Origin of the sequence: Lentibacillus populi, from assembly GCA_014642895.1 — a bacterium.
Classification (GTDB): Bacteria; Bacillota; Bacilli; order Bacillales; family Amphibacillaceae; genus Lentibacillus_C; species Lentibacillus_C populi.
Window position 1 is genome coordinate 13,405 of record BMJD01000050.1, and the last position, 14,650, is coordinate 28,054.

Genomic DNA, 14,650 nt, shown 5'->3' on the forward strand with positions numbered 1-14,650 from the left:
ATCACCCTTAAAAAGTGCTACTTTAAGAGATCAAGCAGCTTTTGTGTTTCTTGCTCGATTCCCATTCCAGTTAGAAATGCAATACCATTAAGGGTTGGAATATCGTATTCCTTCGTATTCTTTGTAATAGAAATATATACATCACTACTTTTAATATAATTTTCCAATGATTTGATATCCACTGCCTGTACATCTGCTCTAACCTTTTTTTCTTCAAGAACCCTTTTCACTTTCGATGCAACAGTCTGACTCGTAGCTACCCCACTACCACATGCAACAATAACTTTTTTCATTGATCTTCACTCCCAAAGTTTTTTTTAAGATACACTACCATTTCCTGTTTATTAGCAATAGTGTTAAAGTTTTTCTTGAATTGCTTGTCTTGCAGTTTTTCCATGATTAAGGACAGTAACCCCACCTGTTCTGAAGGCTCTTTTATTCCCAACACAAAGATATTTTCTACATCAACCCAGTCATCATCTGTACCCATATGCAAAAACGGTATGGGTTTTTTTAATTTTGCCACGTAAATAAAGGGTTTTCTTACATGCATCACATCTGTGTGCGGTATAGCTATTTTCATCGTTTCTGTAGCAAGCCCTGTTGGAAATTCACTTTCCCTTTTTAAAATGGCACTCTTGAATGAATTCTCAACATATCCTTTATCATTTAATACATTACTTATTAGCTCGAATATTTCCTCCTGTGATGAAAAGTCTACTTCTAAATCAACTAATCCCTCATCAAATAAATCTGCGTAGTCCAATCACTCTTCCGCCCCTTCCATATTGAGTATTTGTGTAATAGCATGTTTATTGTTTTCATTTATAATTTGAAGTCTTAATTCATTATCAAGAAACAAGTTGTTCAACCTTATCAAAGTACTAACATGCTTCTGATTAACATCTGGTGCCAAAGCCACAACAACTTTTACTTGATTTCCTGAAGGGGTTCTAACGGGACTGTTAAAAATATGAATTTGAAAGTCCATTTTAATTACCCCATATTCGGGTCTTGCATGGGGCAAATAAATATCTTGAGCAATCAGCATTGTTTCATAATCTTTGTAAAAAGCCTCTTTCGTTTCTTCAATATAATGCTGGCTAATACTGTTTCTTTTGAATAGCTCTCCCATAGTAAAGTCAACTAGGTATTCCCATTCAATACTTTTTTCAACAAAGCTAATATTCTCAATTGAAAAGTAAAAAAATTCATCCTGCTTCTCATCCTCATTAACTGGATCTGATATTATATTTTGAAAAAATGCTTCCATTTTTTTACCAACTATATGGTAGTGGTCCACATGAATATAATCTTTTATAGACTCCAATAATTTCCTTGCTACCATCCTGTTATCTCCTTGCATTTCCATATTTACCTGGCTCTTAAGACGAATTCTACTATCTTTATCAAGGATGGAAGGAACAAGAAAGGTTGGCTGCTTGCTCTCATATGGGACAGTAGTAAAGATGAAATCAACATTCTTCTGCATCTCTTTAAATTGTCTTACAGCGTAAGCCCCAATAAAATCTATTTCAGGGAACATAGAACTTAACGTCGTAAGAAGCAATTTCGAAATAGATGTGCCACTTCGGCAGAGAACTGCCCCGGTGAAAATTTTATCGGTTTCTTCTGTTTGATAAACCCAACTCAGTACGATCATTGATAAATAAACGACTTCTTCTTTCGATAAATGATGGTGAATTATTTCTTCAAATGGCCTGACAGACTTCAAAACAATATTATATATTTCTTGGTATTCTTCAATAAATTCTTCCGTTAATGGGTTATTAATTTTGAACCCTATTAAATTACGGTATATAGCCGGACCCATATGCAAAATAAGCTTTTCCTTTAATAATGACTTCTGAGCAATTTCAATTGCCAGATAAATTTCAATATTATTTATGAATCTTTCTGCGGCTAGCGAAATTTCATCCCCATTAGAAATTTGCAGAGCTGACTCCACCATATTTGATGCTAAAACCTGCAAGGAAAGGTATAACAAATCTGGTTCACTTAAACATTCATAGTCCCAGAACATATTCTTAATTTCTGGATATTCGACCGTGTTCTTGATATCATATTTTTCAATTTTAAAAGACCAATTATCTTTAAAATTGTACGAACGCTTAATCACCATCTGAAGAATGTAGGGGAGCTCTTCTAATTGTTCATCCGTTAATTTGATACCAATTCTGGTTTCAACCTTTTCAAGTCTTTTACGTAATAGAAATATTTCAGATTCCGTTACAAAACCTTTTTCATTTAACATTATTCTTCCAGCTGTTGAATGGAAAATATCTTTAATTGTTTCAACCAACAGGTTTCGTACCATAAATTCAGGTCCCAAAACAGAGTATCCATTTTTTCGCGAATAATTTATTGACATACCTTTTTCGGCCAGCATTTCTTTTATAACTTTAAAATCATTCAGTATTGTATTTTTGCTAACCAGACAGACATTCGCCAAATCTTGCAATGAAGAAAAACCTTTATTTAGCACTAGCTCAATTAAGATTAAATTGTATCTATCCTTTACATCATGTGAATAGAACAACTTTTCCTGTCCGTAAAAAACACTCTTATAACATTGCATTTTTGAGTGCTCTGTCATATAGATCCCCTGCGAGTTGGATATAATGACATCGCTTCCAAAATAACTATTTATTTCGTTAATCAGTTGGATTGCCTCGTTCTTTGTCAAGCCAAATTCCAACATGATCTCATTTAAAGCTGAACCCTCCTTTAATATCAAATACTTTAACAACTCTCTCTTAGCAGCATCCTTCATGTGCAAGACCCCCCTTGCATGTTTAATATAACATCAGAATATTTGTAGCACTCATCGATTTATCACAATTTTTAAAAACGCTTTCATTAAAATTGTGATGAGCTATCGTATAGAACTTAAAAGTAATTGTATAAAAGGGCTTAATGTACTTTCATTAATCTATCGAATGTGTTTAAATTAACAATCATTAGTTTAAGCGGTACATCTAGCACTATACGAGATCTCTATTCCTATAGAATCTAAAAAAGTATCCCTCAAGTTATGATATTACTTGAGGGATACCCCCGACGGCTTTCTATACAACGGAATCCAATTTTTTTACACATCCTTAATCTTACCCAAAAGACAATTAAACTGTATTAACCCAGTATATTAATATCCTCTCGTAATCAAAAACCTTAATAATTTGTAGTTGATGTTTGGTAAGAAATAATTACCAACGCACCGCTCGTATCAATCCGATTGACAAGTTTAGGATATCATCGAAATATAGGAGCTACGTTATACTAACCGATTTGAATTCACTGAAATCCCCCCCATTTTAATTCTCTATTTTCATCATTTTTGCCCGACGATTTTCAAATGTGTTAACATACTTAAAATCAGCCTCTTTGGCTATTTGAAGAGCGTCTTTGACATGTGAACCGACTGTCTCACCCCGATGAGAATCAGACCCAATCGTAATTATTTCCCCACCAAGTTCCTTATATAATTTTACTACTTCAATCGTAGGAAATGTTTCCTCAACCTTTGGATTCGCCAGTCCAGAAGTATTAATTTCAATCCCAATTCCTCGCTCAATTGCCTTCAATAATATACGCTTTATTATAGGTTGAAAATCAGAAAAACGATAATTCCCGATAGGTGTCTTCGCATATCGCTTCATTAAATCCAGATGAGCGATAACATCAATGTCACTTTTAGATACCAATTCATACACTTCTTCAAAATATCGAGAGTAAATTTCATAAGGGTCCTTATTAACCATAAATAACCTTAATTTTTCTTCATCAATGTTATGCACAGAGCCTAGAATAAAATCGAATTGCTTTCCACCTAAGGCTTCTTCATATTTATTCATCATCAAATGTGGCTCACACAATTCTATCCCTGTTCTTATGGTTAACCGTCCATTGTATTTTTTGCAACAAGCTTCAATCTCCCTAAAATAACGATTAAAATCCATAAAGCCATAAGTTGGTAGTTTCGGATTTACTGAAAAGTGATCGGTAAAACAAATCTCTTCGATGCCCTTATCTATTGCTCGCTCACAAATATCTTCCATTTCTGCTTTAGAATCAAATGAATTGGAAGTGTGGTGGTGGTAGTCTATTAAACACATTTGTTAAATCTCCTTTAGCAGATACATATTGAAGAAAAAATAAGGTAACCTTATTAACAGGCTACCTTATTTCATTATTTTTTTAGTTATTATACAATTCTTTAAAATTTTTCACGACATTTTCGACCGTAAATCCAAAATGTTTTATCACTTCTTCTCCAGGTCCAGAAGCTCCAAAAGTATCAATGCTCATTACAGCTCCATTACTTCCAGCATACTCCTTCCAACCGACTTTGGAACCCATTTCAATCGTCAACCGTGTTTGCAGGTTGCTCGGAAGAACACTTTCCTTATATTCCGTTGATTGTTTATCAAACAAGTCCCAAGACGGCATGCTGACAACATTCACAAAGATCCCTTCATTTGCTAATTGATTTTGCGCTTTTAATGCTAAGTTAACTTCGGAACCAGCTGCAATAAGAATACCTGCAGGAGTGCCTTTTGCTTGGGAGATAACATATGCACCTTTTTGAACACCCTCCTCCGCTAATATATCTGTTCCTTTTAAGGTTGGAACACCTTGTCTGCCAAGTACAAGTATTGTCGGACGATTGGTTTGTGAAGCAGCAATTTGCCAGGCTTCCTTTGTTTCGTTAGCATCTGCGGGACGTAAAACTGTAATACCGGGCATGGCTCTGAAGGCCGCCAATTGTTCAACTGGCTGGTGAGTAGGTCCATCTTGGCCAACCGCAATGCTATCGTGTGTAAATACGTACGTTACAGGAACCTCCATAAGTGCAGCCAGTCTGATTGCTGGGCGGATGTAATCAGAAAAAACAAAAAATGTACTTACAAATGGTTTTAAATGGTGTAGCGCCATCCCATTTGCGATAGCTCCCATTGCAAACTCACGAACACCGAACCATACATTTCTACCCGCATAATTTTCTTTATTTAAATCACAAAACGCTTTTAATCTCGTTTTTGTTGAAGAATCCAAATCTGCCGATCCACCAACTAATTCCGGTATATTAGTTGCCAATACTTGTAAAACTTCACTTGCTGAAGCTCTTGTAGCCAAGGTATCGCCTTCTTGGTAAGAAGGTAAATTGGCATCCCAGTTTTCAGGAAGTTCACCAGCAACAATTCTATTTAACTCCCGTGCTAATTCAGGATACTTTTCCTTGTATTGTTCAAACAGCTGGTTCCATTCCTTTTCTTTTACTGTTCCATTTATCTTTATACTACTGAAATCTTCATAGACCTCCTCCGGTACATAGAAGTCTTCTTCGTAATCCCATTTGTAGAACGCCTTCGCACGTTTAATCTCTTCCTGCCCTATTGGATCACTGTGGGCATCACTTTTCCCCTCGATTGTAGGGGCACCATATCCAATTTTGGTTTTGATTTCAATGATGGTTGGGCGATTTTCTTCAGCTTTTGCTTCTTTAATCGCTTTTTCAATCGCTTCTATATCATTACCATCTTCAACATATAGATACTGCCAGTTATGGGATTCAAATCGTTTCTTTATATTTTCCGAAAATGACAGTGCAAGTTCTCCATCTAAACTGGTATCATTGGAATCATATAATACAATTAGACGTCCCAATTTTAAATGTCCAGCGAATGAAGCAGCTTCATAGGATATACCTTCCATCAAATCCCCATCACCACAAATCGTATACGTATAATGATCAACAACTGGGAACCCTTCTCTGTTATACGTTTCCGCAAGATGTCTTTCAGCTAATGCCATCCCAACACTTGCGGGAATACCTTGACCTAGTGGACCTGTTGTCGCTTCAACTCCTGGTGTAATTCCGTATTCTGGATGCCCAGGTGTCTTACTTCCCCACTGTCTGAATCGTTTGAGTTCATCTAAAGGTAAATTATAACCAGCAAGATGTAGTAAAGAATACTGTAACATCGATCCATGACCTGCGGAAAGTATAAATCTGTCTCTGTTAAACCAACTAGGATTTTCCGGGTTCATGTTCATTATATTTTTCCAAAGTGCATATGCCATTGGAGCCGCGCCCATTGGCATACCTGGATGCCCATGCTGTGCTTTTTCTACACTGTCAATCGTAAGCGTACGTATTGTATTAATCGATAATTGGGATATTGATGTTGTAGTTGCGGACATTTCGATTCCTCCGTGTTTTTTAATTTCCCATGTATTATCTAACTATATTGCATATGGGAGTATTGATTATTAGATGACAGGACTGTAATTGGAATATCTCCCTGTCCTGAATGCTCTTCGTTGATTATTTCTGTACTTGCTTCTTCTTACCAAAGGGGATTGCCATTAACACGAGAATAACGATTAAGCTAATGACGATTGCAATTGGTCCAGCATAGTTTGCTAAGCTTCCAAAGAATATTCCGGAAACTCCAAAATCCGCATCCGAGAAAGTAGTATTAGCAAATCCTAAATCGCCTAATACTGGTAATAAGAATACTGGCAGGAAAGAGACGATAATACCGTTTACAAAAGAACCAGCAACAGATCCTTTTAAGCCTCCAGTTGCATTTCCCAGTACTCCCGCCGCTGCACCAGTAAAGAAATGTGGGACAACACCTGGCAGGATAATGGTAGTTCCGGATAGAAACATGATAGCCATACTGAAGACCCCGCCAATAAAACTGCTAAAGAATCCAATTAACACAGCGTTTGGCGCATAGGTATAGATGATTGGAACATCGAGAGCCGGTTTAGCGTTAGGTACTAATTTAGTAGAAATACCCTTAAATGCTGGAATTATTTCTGCTAACACCAACCTAACACCTGATAAAATAATAAAAACTCCTGCTGCGAAACTACCACCTTGAATAAGTGAGAATACCAAGTAGTTCGTACCATCACTTAATTCACCTTCTACAAAGGAAGGACCTGCAAACAGAGCTACAATCAAATACATAACTACCATTGTTAAAGCAATACTTACTGTGCTGTCACGTAAAAAACCAAGACCTTTCGGAAAATTAATATTTTCCGTTGAATTTTCTTTACTGTTTTTAAACAATTTCCCGATAAGACCACTTATTGCATAACCTACTGCACTAAAATGACCTAAAGCCACATTATCGTTTCCGGTTAACTGCCTCATAAACGGTTGCAAAATAGCCGGTGATAACGTCATAACAATCCCTAGTGCTACTGATCCAGCTGCAATTAATGGGACTGTATTAAAGCCTGCCACCGCCATTATTACCGCAAACATACATGCTAAATAAAGCGTATGGTGACCCGTTAAAAAGATATACTTATATCGGGTAAATCTTGCAATTAATATATTCACAATCATTCCAAAGAACATGATCAAAGCCGTATTTGTACCATATTCATTTAACGCTAAGGCTACAATCGCCTCATTATTAGGAACAACACCGGATACCTGAAATGCCTCTTGGAACATTTCACCAAACGGAGATAGTGCAGTTTCTAATATTCCTGCCCCTGCAGCTATTACCAGGAAGCCGACAAACGTTTTTATCGTTCCTTTCATGATGTCAGAGACCTTTTTCTTTTGTGCAAGCAATCCAATCAATGCGATTGCAGCTACTAAAATCGCAGGTTCACTTAATATGTCGACCAGAACACTTAAAAATTTATTCATGGTGCTCCCCCTTCTCAGGAATCTATTCGTTAAATCAGATTCTTACTTTTTACTAATTGTTTAACCTTTTCTCTCAATTCATCCATGTCTATAATATTATCAAGCACGACAGTTTCTCCAAGATGGGCTCCGCCCTCTGCAATATCCTTTGCCAAAAAATATACATCTGCATCACCTGGTGTTGCAGAACTTAAATCTGAATGGTAGACTTCCACACCTGAAACACCCAATTCCTGAAGTACTTGCTGAATATTCATTTCTACCATGAAACTTGTTCCTAATCCTGATCCACAAACCGCTAAAAATTTCATCTCTTCTTCACCCTTTATTTAATAATTTTTATAACATCTTCGGTTGTCTTGGCGTCTTTCAATGCCTTGAGTGCTGTTTTATCGCCTAAAATCCTTGTTAAATGGGACAATGCCTTCAGATGCGCCTCATTATCAATTGCAGCTAAACAAATGAAAATATCTATTTTGTGTTCTTCCTTATCCAATAATTTAACGGGTGTCGTTGTTCTTAAAAAGGACATCCCTATCTGGTTTACACCTTCTTCGGGTCTTGCATGAGGTATAGCTATTCCATTACCAATATGGATGTATGTGCCAACTTCTTCTACTTTTTTCACCATGGCACTAACATACCTTTTCTGAACTTTATTTGCTTCAACTAATGGTTGAGCTGCAGTAGAAATCGCTTCCTTCCATCCCAATTCTTTATCAGTAAACTGGATCATGTCCTCTGTTAGTAGATCTGATAGCATGGGTTTATTCCCCCTTGTCTCTGTATTTTTCTGATGAATTAAATCGACTAGTTCAGAGAACAGCTTTTTTTCATCTTTTATTTCCGCATGTTTTCTTATCAATTCCATTAATTGATCTACAGAAAAATGATGATGGCTTAACGATGGAAATTTTGATGTAACCGCCTGAATTAAATAGTTTTTTTCAACTTGCGATAACAATGGTTTCACGGTATATACCGGTTTAATCGAATCCACCTCGATAGTGGAAAAAACTAAATCATAACTACTGACTGGTATAGCTTTTATTTGTTCTGCTGTGTTGACCCTTGAAAAAGAAACATCTGGAAACATTTCCTGTAATTGTGCCCGAAGCATAATCGACGAACTCACACCATTAGAACAGACAATTAAAGCATTTACTTGCTTTTTTATCGCTTTTCTATCTTTTTCGAGATACCCACCAAAATGAAGCGTGAAATAACCGATTTCTTCTTCACTAATCTTTTTACCTGTCCACATGGACAACGGAGCTAATGACCTTTTGACAAACTGAAATAAGTCTGCATACTTGGTTTTGATCCTTGATGTCAATGGATTAACCAACGGTATTCCGAACGTAATTCGAAAAAAGGCCGGTACTAAGTGATTGTACAAACTTTGTTTTAAATAATCCTTGTTTTCTATCGGTAATAATGTATTTTTCTCAAACGCATCGATAATCTGAACCGTTAGTTCCTCCAAAGAGGGGTTTTCCGTTAATTCAACCTTTTCAAGAGCTGTAAGCAACTGTATCGTTACGTAATATATCTCATTCTCTGCACCATCAAATAACGCATGTGCAAGTTTCTTTCCATATTTAAATAAACTCTGTCGTTGCAGGAGCTGTTTTTCATATTCATTGAATAAAAGTTCCTCACTTTTATTACGAACTCTAATAAACGTAAGATGAAGGATCATTTCTGTCTTTCTGGTTTTCACTAGGTAAATATTGTTTTCCTCGATAAATTCGTTAATGATGTTTTGCGTTAATACTAAATCTTCTTCCTGCTCCCAGGTTTTTAACGCTAAAAAAATGATTTCTTTTCCAAGCGGTTGAGTTAACAAATAATCTATACAATAGAAAGCTAATCCTCTTTTAGCTGACTCACCTCCTACTAAGTGATAGCCATCCGATCTCGAATACACTAATTCCACATTCCATTCCATGCACAGTTTTTTTACTCGCTTCACATCTGATAAGGATGTATTTTTACTCACACTTGTCAACAGTTGATAATGGTAATTTGAAACTGGTTCTTTGCGAATAAATGTATATAAATATATTAAGAAGACCCTGTCCTCTTCAGACAAAATAAACTTATGAATATTAAAATCTAAGATCGTTCCAGATTTGACCAGCTTCTTTACCTTATTATCTACAATGAAATCTGCATTAACTATTTTAATCGGTGGCATATCCACACTCTTTAGTGCATCATTAATCTTTTCCAAATCATAGTAAAACTGTCGCTCGGACAAGTTTACTTTTCTCATAACCTCCGAAACAGTCGTTTGACCATGTCTCGTTATTTCTTCAAAGAGTTTATAGGATCTTTGATCAAACAATGGGACCCCCTCCATCTCTTAATTAAATTATAAAACGCTTACACATAAAGTTTCAATTGTGTTTGAACCCAAACTTAGTTGCTAATTCCGGACATTAATTGGGTCCATTTGATGACATATTTATGAAGGTAGATACGCAACTATAAATGAGGCGGCAAGTTACGGTCTGCTGAGTTGCTGGCACTTCATAGGAAGTTACATTGTCACTGGCTTCAACCTTAGGATTTCTCCACCAGTTGCCTGTCAGCTACCAAGCGTCTCGACACTTACTTGGGTTGGATTTTCACCAACTAGCAATTAACGGCTTGCTGGGCACGCTACTCAAAAAAACAATTTCCCCTCTTTACTTTTCCAATAATTAATGTTTTTGGAACATTAAAATTTGTATTTTTATATTATTCCATTCTCTAATGGCCAAAAATCCAGCTTTTTTGTGATTCCCAAGAGTCTTTTCAATCTGTCTGTAATCATATATACTATTCAATACGAGGGGGTGAAAAATGGAACAGGAAACGGTACTAAATGAAATATTACACGAGTTACGACGCCATTCAGGGCAGATGAATGAGAAGATGGACAACATGAGAATAGAATTAGAGTCGAAAATGGACAAAGGTTTTGATCGACTTGGTAAAAAAGTCGACGGTATTCGAGTGGAATTAACAGAAACACAGGAAACTACTGATTATGTATTAAGTAAAACTGCCCAACATGAGAAAAAGCTCCGTCGGTTATCCGAACAGCAATAGTTCCTCACATAACGCAATCCCGAAATAGTAGAAAACCTGGCTTATCACCAGGCTTTAACTACGTTTGGTCTTCTGATTTAGCACATATATTACTTATCTAAAAAACGCATAATACCTTCGCATCCATCTATCATTGATTCTGGAGCGAAGGTATTTTTTATGTCACTTTTCATGATTATGGAAATTCTCAAACTGGCCTTTTTACGTTTTCTGTCTGTCGATAACGAGGTTTTCCCTTCACATCTCCCATTAACTGAGAGGTTGCTTTTAAGCAATTACTCCTTCCGTACCTCTAATTTTTTGGTGCAAGTGCAATTGCTTGGTTTAATGCCTCTAACATACTTCTTTCGTCAACAATGCCTTTACCTGCAATATCAAATGCTGTCCCATGGTCAACACTTGTTCGGATAATTGGCAAGCCGACCGTGATATTTACGCCGGCTTCAAGTCCTAACACCTTAATTGGGCCATGACCCTGATCATGATACATGGCAACTACCATATCAAAATCTCCACGTTGCGCACGGAAGAATAATGTATCAGCCGGAAGTGGACCTTCAACATGAATCCCTTCGTTCATTGCTTTTTGAACGGCAGGAATAATTTTTTCTTCTTCCTCCCCATAACCAAATAAGCCATTTTCACCGGCATGTGGATTAATTCCACACACACCAATTTTCGGATTGGTTACCCCAGATTTGCTTAGTGTTTCATGTGCTAAACGAATGACATTATAAACACGGTCTGGATTGATCATCTTAATTGCATCCAAAAGGCCAACATGTGTCGTTACATGAATAACCTTCAGTTTTGGTGAAGCTAACATCATTGAAAAATCTTTCGTATTTGTTAGTTCTGCCAAAATCTCTGTATGCCCCGGATAGACATGTCCACCCTTATGCAACGCTTCTTTATTCAATGGTGCGGTACAAATTGCATCAATTCTCCCACTGTTCGCGAGCTCAATTGCCGTCCGAAGATACTCAAATGCAGCATGTCCGGCTTCTTTAGATACTTGTCCATAGGGAAGGTCTTCCGGCAACAGGTCAAGATCAACACAAGCTATTTCACCATATTGGGTTTCGAACATTGAATTCTTATCAATTAATTTAATCGTTACATCCAAATTTAAAACATCTGACGCACGTTTTAGCATCTTTGCATCACCTACAACAATAGGTGTTGATTCTTCATAAATACGTTTAGATTGTAAACTCTTGACAATTATTTCCGGACCAACACCTGCTGCATCGCCCATCGTAATTCCGATAATTGGCTTTTTACCCATTTTTAAAGAACTCCTTTCAACATCATCATTGCTTTATAAATGGAATCTTCTTTACCAAATGCTCCTGCTTTCGTGACAACCATATATTCCTTATTTGTGCCAATTAATCGCCCGTAAGGAATTCCAGATTCAACTTCCTTGATTAATTGAAAACCTATTCCATCCAAGTGACGTGAAGTATCTTTTGCTGTATCGCCACCAGTAAGCACGAATCCGGTTAGATCATAATTTTTCTGTGAAACCTTTTCCACAACTTCACCGATTGCACCAGAGATACGTTCGCCGATTTGATAACCGGTTAAATTCAAGTTGGTCCCAATTTCCTTCACTTTTTCCCTCACTTCTTCATTAGAAGGAACGTACAATACAACGTCATTTCCTTTGTCAAATCCTCCGAGACATCGCTGCATATAATCTTGCTGAACTATTTTCCATTCATCTGAAAAAATCTGCATTGGATCTAATTCCACGACTGTAATGTTCGGTTGATTCGCAGCAAACTGTACTTGGCTCTGCGTTACCTGTGACAAACTACCGCAAACTGTCATAACGTGCTTACAATTCAATGAAGCCTGTTCTTGAGCCCTCTTGCTAATTTGCAAAACATCTGGAATTACTTCGGCTAACCCAGCAGAACCCGCCCAAATTATCCGATTAGAGACAGCATTCATTTTTACTGCTGCTTCACGTAAATCATCCTGTGTTTCGGCATCACAAACGATATAATAGATTCCATTTTCTTTGAATGCATTTATTTTGTTTTCAAAAATGGTTGTATCACTATAAATGTCTGCTTGCTTTAACAACCCGACTTTACGGCCAGTTTCTGCTTCTAACAAAGCTGGGATAGACGAATTTGTAACTGGATGCTTTGGATCTTTGGATATTTCTGTATCAGCTAATTTCACACCATTAACATAGTGAATGCCAGCTTTTGTCGTTCTTCCAAGCGAAGGAAAAGCTGGAGCAATGAAGACAAATTCTGGTTTGAATATATCATAAAGTGTTTGCAATTCAGTTCCGATATATCCTCTAAGTGTAGAATCCATTTTTTTATAAATAGCACTGTAACCAGCTTTTTTTAAAAATAGCCCCGCCTGTTCTGTTAAGGTTATGGCATCCTGTATAGCTAACGCTCGTGAATTCGTATCAATTACCAACCCGCCATCAACGTTATTCCATTCAAGTGGAATATCAAAAAGGACAGATGTTTTAATGCCTTTTTTGGTTAACTGAACTCCAGAGTCATTTGCTCCAGTTAAATCATCCGCAATAATTCCTATTTGCTTTTTCATGATGAGAACTTCCTTTTTAAGTTATTTAATCACATAATCGTCTGGAATTTTTACACCTTTTTCCTCCAATCGTTTTACAAGGAATCCGATGTAGATAGGTAACAAAATCGCTGTCGTCACGGTTGAAGCTGCTACCTGAACAGTAGCAAGGTCAACATTAGCAGCAAAGCTCGCACTTGCAGCAGCAATTGCAGCCGGAGTTGCTACCGCATTACCTGCAGTTGATCCTTCTGAAGCACCAGCAATCGGATTCCACTTAAACGCCTTAAATATAAAGTAGCCTGCAGTACCTGTTAAGAAGACAGTTGCTAGACCAAGAAGAATTCCTGACAATCCACCGTTAATAATCGCACCGAAATCAATTCCCATACCTAGTGCAAACGCAAAGAAAGGTATTAACATGGAACTTCCCTTATCTAAAAACTTACGCATTTCTTCATCTAAATTACCTAGTACCATACCAACAATAATCGGTAATAAAACGGAAACAAATGATACCACGGAAAACATTCCATCAACAAAGCCCATTGCACCAAAGATTGCTAAAGCTACCATTGTGAAAAATGGACCATCATTTAGTGCAAGCAATGAATATGCCGCGCGATCTGTTTTGTCACCATATTGTCCAACTAGCGCTACATATAATCCACCATTGCTGTTTGTCATTGCAGCAATAATTGCAATTGGTGCAAGACCCAGCCACAAACCGTTGTCTCCGGCAAATAGATAGGCAATAAGCCCGATAACTGCACCTACTACCCATTTTGTTGCTAACAACGTCGCTCCTTTTCCAAGACTAACACCCACATTCCGTACATTAATTTGTGCTCCTGTGCATAATAGAAATAACGCAATTAGTGTTCCTGAACCATCAACAAATAGCTGTTGTGTAAAGTTTCCAATCCTCAGCAAATCAGGTGCAAATGTATTAAGTGTTGCAGCAAGTAATAATGGAACTACCATCATACCACCTGGTATCCGATCTAGTGTTGCTTTAATCCTCATCTTTCTCCCCCTAGTTTAAGTATTATTGTTTAAATATTAAACAACCAAAAATATAAAAGCGATTACATTCACTATAATAAAATAATACGATTTAAAATGCAACATAATTTAATTGTTTGTATGTGTCAAGTTTTTCTCGACGTTGCTTTCATACCAATATTCCGGGCATCATCATTTTGTACACTTTGTTCGGCTACCGCGCTGTCGCTTGCTGGCCCTGATGTTGTGGTAACGTTCTACAACCCAAGAACGTAACCCCAA

12 protein-coding genes are annotated in these 14,650 nt (G+C 37.0%); 1 reads left to right on the forward strand and 11 read right to left on the reverse strand.

Annotated elements, in window-relative coordinates; genetic code table 11:
• Nucleotides 1-17 precede the first annotated feature (17 nt).
• From IEX12_RS19980 to IEX12_RS20015, 8 genes are all read right to left on the reverse strand, one after another.
• Nucleotides 18-293, reverse strand: a complete 276-nt coding sequence (locus tag IEX12_RS19980) for a PTS sugar transporter subunit IIB (protein WP_102414663.1) — start codon at nt 291-293, stop codon at nt 18-20.
• Nucleotides 290-766: a PTS sugar transporter subunit IIA gene (locus IEX12_RS19985; protein ID WP_102414662.1), complete on the reverse strand. Its 477-nt coding sequence runs from the start codon at nt 764-766 to the stop codon at nt 290-292. Before IEX12_RS19985 ends, IEX12_RS19980 begins: the two co-directional genes overlap by 4 nt.
• A complete protein-coding gene (locus tag IEX12_RS19990; RefSeq protein ID WP_155554725.1) occupies nt 767-2,794 on the reverse strand; it encodes a BglG family transcription antiterminator in 2,028 nt (675 codons plus the stop codon).
• 541 nt (nt 2,795-3,335) lie between these two features.
• A complete protein-coding gene (locus IEX12_RS19995) occupies nt 3,336-4,136 on the reverse strand; it encodes a histidinol-phosphatase HisJ family protein (RefSeq protein WP_188725765.1) in 801 nt (266 codons plus the stop codon).
• An 82-nt stretch (nt 4,137-4,218) separates the two neighbouring features.
• A complete protein-coding gene (tkt, locus tag IEX12_RS20000; protein WP_188725766.1) occupies nt 4,219-6,225 on the reverse strand; it encodes a transketolase in 2,007 nt (668 codons plus the stop codon).
• A 124-nt stretch (nt 6,226-6,349) separates the two neighbouring features.
• A complete protein-coding gene (gene ulaA / locus IEX12_RS20005; protein WP_155554249.1) occupies nt 6,350-7,702 on the reverse strand; it encodes a PTS ascorbate transporter subunit IIC in 1,353 nt (450 codons plus the stop codon).
• 29 nt (nt 7,703-7,731) lie between these two features.
• Nucleotides 7,732-8,013, reverse strand: a complete 282-nt coding sequence (locus IEX12_RS20010; protein ID WP_155554248.1) for a PTS sugar transporter subunit IIB — start codon at nt 8,011-8,013, stop codon at nt 7,732-7,734.
• Nucleotides 8,014-8,027: 14 nt separating this feature from the next.
• A complete protein-coding gene (locus IEX12_RS20015) occupies nt 8,028-10,052 on the reverse strand; it encodes a BglG family transcription antiterminator (RefSeq protein WP_155554247.1) in 2,025 nt (674 codons plus the stop codon).
• Between the two features lie 500 nt (nt 10,053-10,552).
• On the opposite strand from IEX12_RS20015, the gene IEX12_RS20020 reads away from it, so the two are divergent.
• On the forward strand, nt 10,553-10,801 hold the full coding sequence (locus IEX12_RS20020; protein ID WP_155554246.1) for a hypothetical protein: 249 nt from the start codon (nt 10,553-10,555) through the stop codon (nt 10,799-10,801).
• A gap of 292 nt (nt 10,802-11,093) precedes the next feature.
• Here IEX12_RS20020 and pdxA read toward each other — a convergent pair whose 3' ends face one another.
• From pdxA to IEX12_RS20035, 3 genes are read right to left on the reverse strand one after another with little or no spacing between them, the layout of a single operon-like run.
• Complete coding sequence (gene pdxA, locus IEX12_RS20025) at nt 11,094-12,089, reverse strand: 4-hydroxythreonine-4-phosphate dehydrogenase PdxA (protein WP_188725767.1); 996 nt, start codon at nt 12,087-12,089, stop codon at nt 11,094-11,096.
• A 2-nt stretch (nt 12,090-12,091) separates the two neighbouring features.
• Nucleotides 12,092-13,384, reverse strand: a complete 1,293-nt coding sequence (locus tag IEX12_RS20030; protein WP_102414651.1) for a four-carbon acid sugar kinase family protein — start codon at nt 13,382-13,384, stop codon at nt 12,092-12,094.
• A gap of 21 nt (nt 13,385-13,405) precedes the next feature.
• Nucleotides 13,406-14,389 carry a 2-keto-3-deoxygluconate permease gene (locus tag IEX12_RS20035; RefSeq protein WP_188725768.1) on the reverse strand — a complete coding sequence of 328 codons (984 nt, stop codon included), beginning with the start codon at nt 14,387-14,389 and terminating at the stop codon, nt 13,406-13,408.
• Nucleotides 14,390-14,650: the final 261 nt, after the last annotated feature.

What these genes read in the sequence shown, in the direction of transcription:
- IEX12_RS19980 (WP_102414663.1), bottom strand. Translation starts at nt 293, where the DNA reads ATGAAAAAAGTTATTGTTGCATGTGGTAGTGGGGTAGCTACGAGTCAG.
- IEX12_RS19990 (WP_155554725.1), bottom strand. Translation starts at nt 2,794, where the DNA reads ATGAAGGATGCTGCTAAGAGAGAGTTGTTAAAGTATTTGATATTAAAG.
- IEX12_RS19995 (WP_188725765.1), bottom strand. Translation starts at nt 4,136, where the DNA reads ATGTGTTTAATAGACTACCACCACCACACTTCCAATTCATTTGATTCT.
- tkt (WP_188725766.1), bottom strand. Translation starts at nt 6,225, where the DNA reads ATGTCCGCAACTACAACATCAATATCCCAATTATCGATTAATACAATA.
- ulaA (WP_155554249.1), bottom strand. Translation starts at nt 7,702, where the DNA reads ATGAATAAATTTTTAAGTGTTCTGGTCGACATATTAAGTGAACCTGCG.
- IEX12_RS20010 (WP_155554248.1), bottom strand. Translation starts at nt 8,013, where the DNA reads ATGAAATTTTTAGCGGTTTGTGGATCAGGATTAGGAACAAGTTTCATG.
- IEX12_RS20020 (WP_155554246.1), top strand. Translation starts at nt 10,553, where the DNA reads ATGGAACAGGAAACGGTACTAAATGAAATATTACACGAGTTACGACGC.
- pdxA (WP_188725767.1), bottom strand. Translation starts at nt 12,089, where the DNA reads ATGGGTAAAAAGCCAATTATCGGAATTACGATGGGCGATGCAGCAGGT.
- IEX12_RS20030 (WP_102414651.1), bottom strand. Translation starts at nt 13,384, where the DNA reads ATGAAAAAGCAAATAGGAATTATTGCGGATGATTTAACTGGAGCAAAT.
- IEX12_RS20035 (WP_188725768.1), bottom strand. Translation starts at nt 14,389, where the DNA reads ATGAGGATTAAAGCAACACTAGATCGGATACCAGGTGGTATGATGGTA.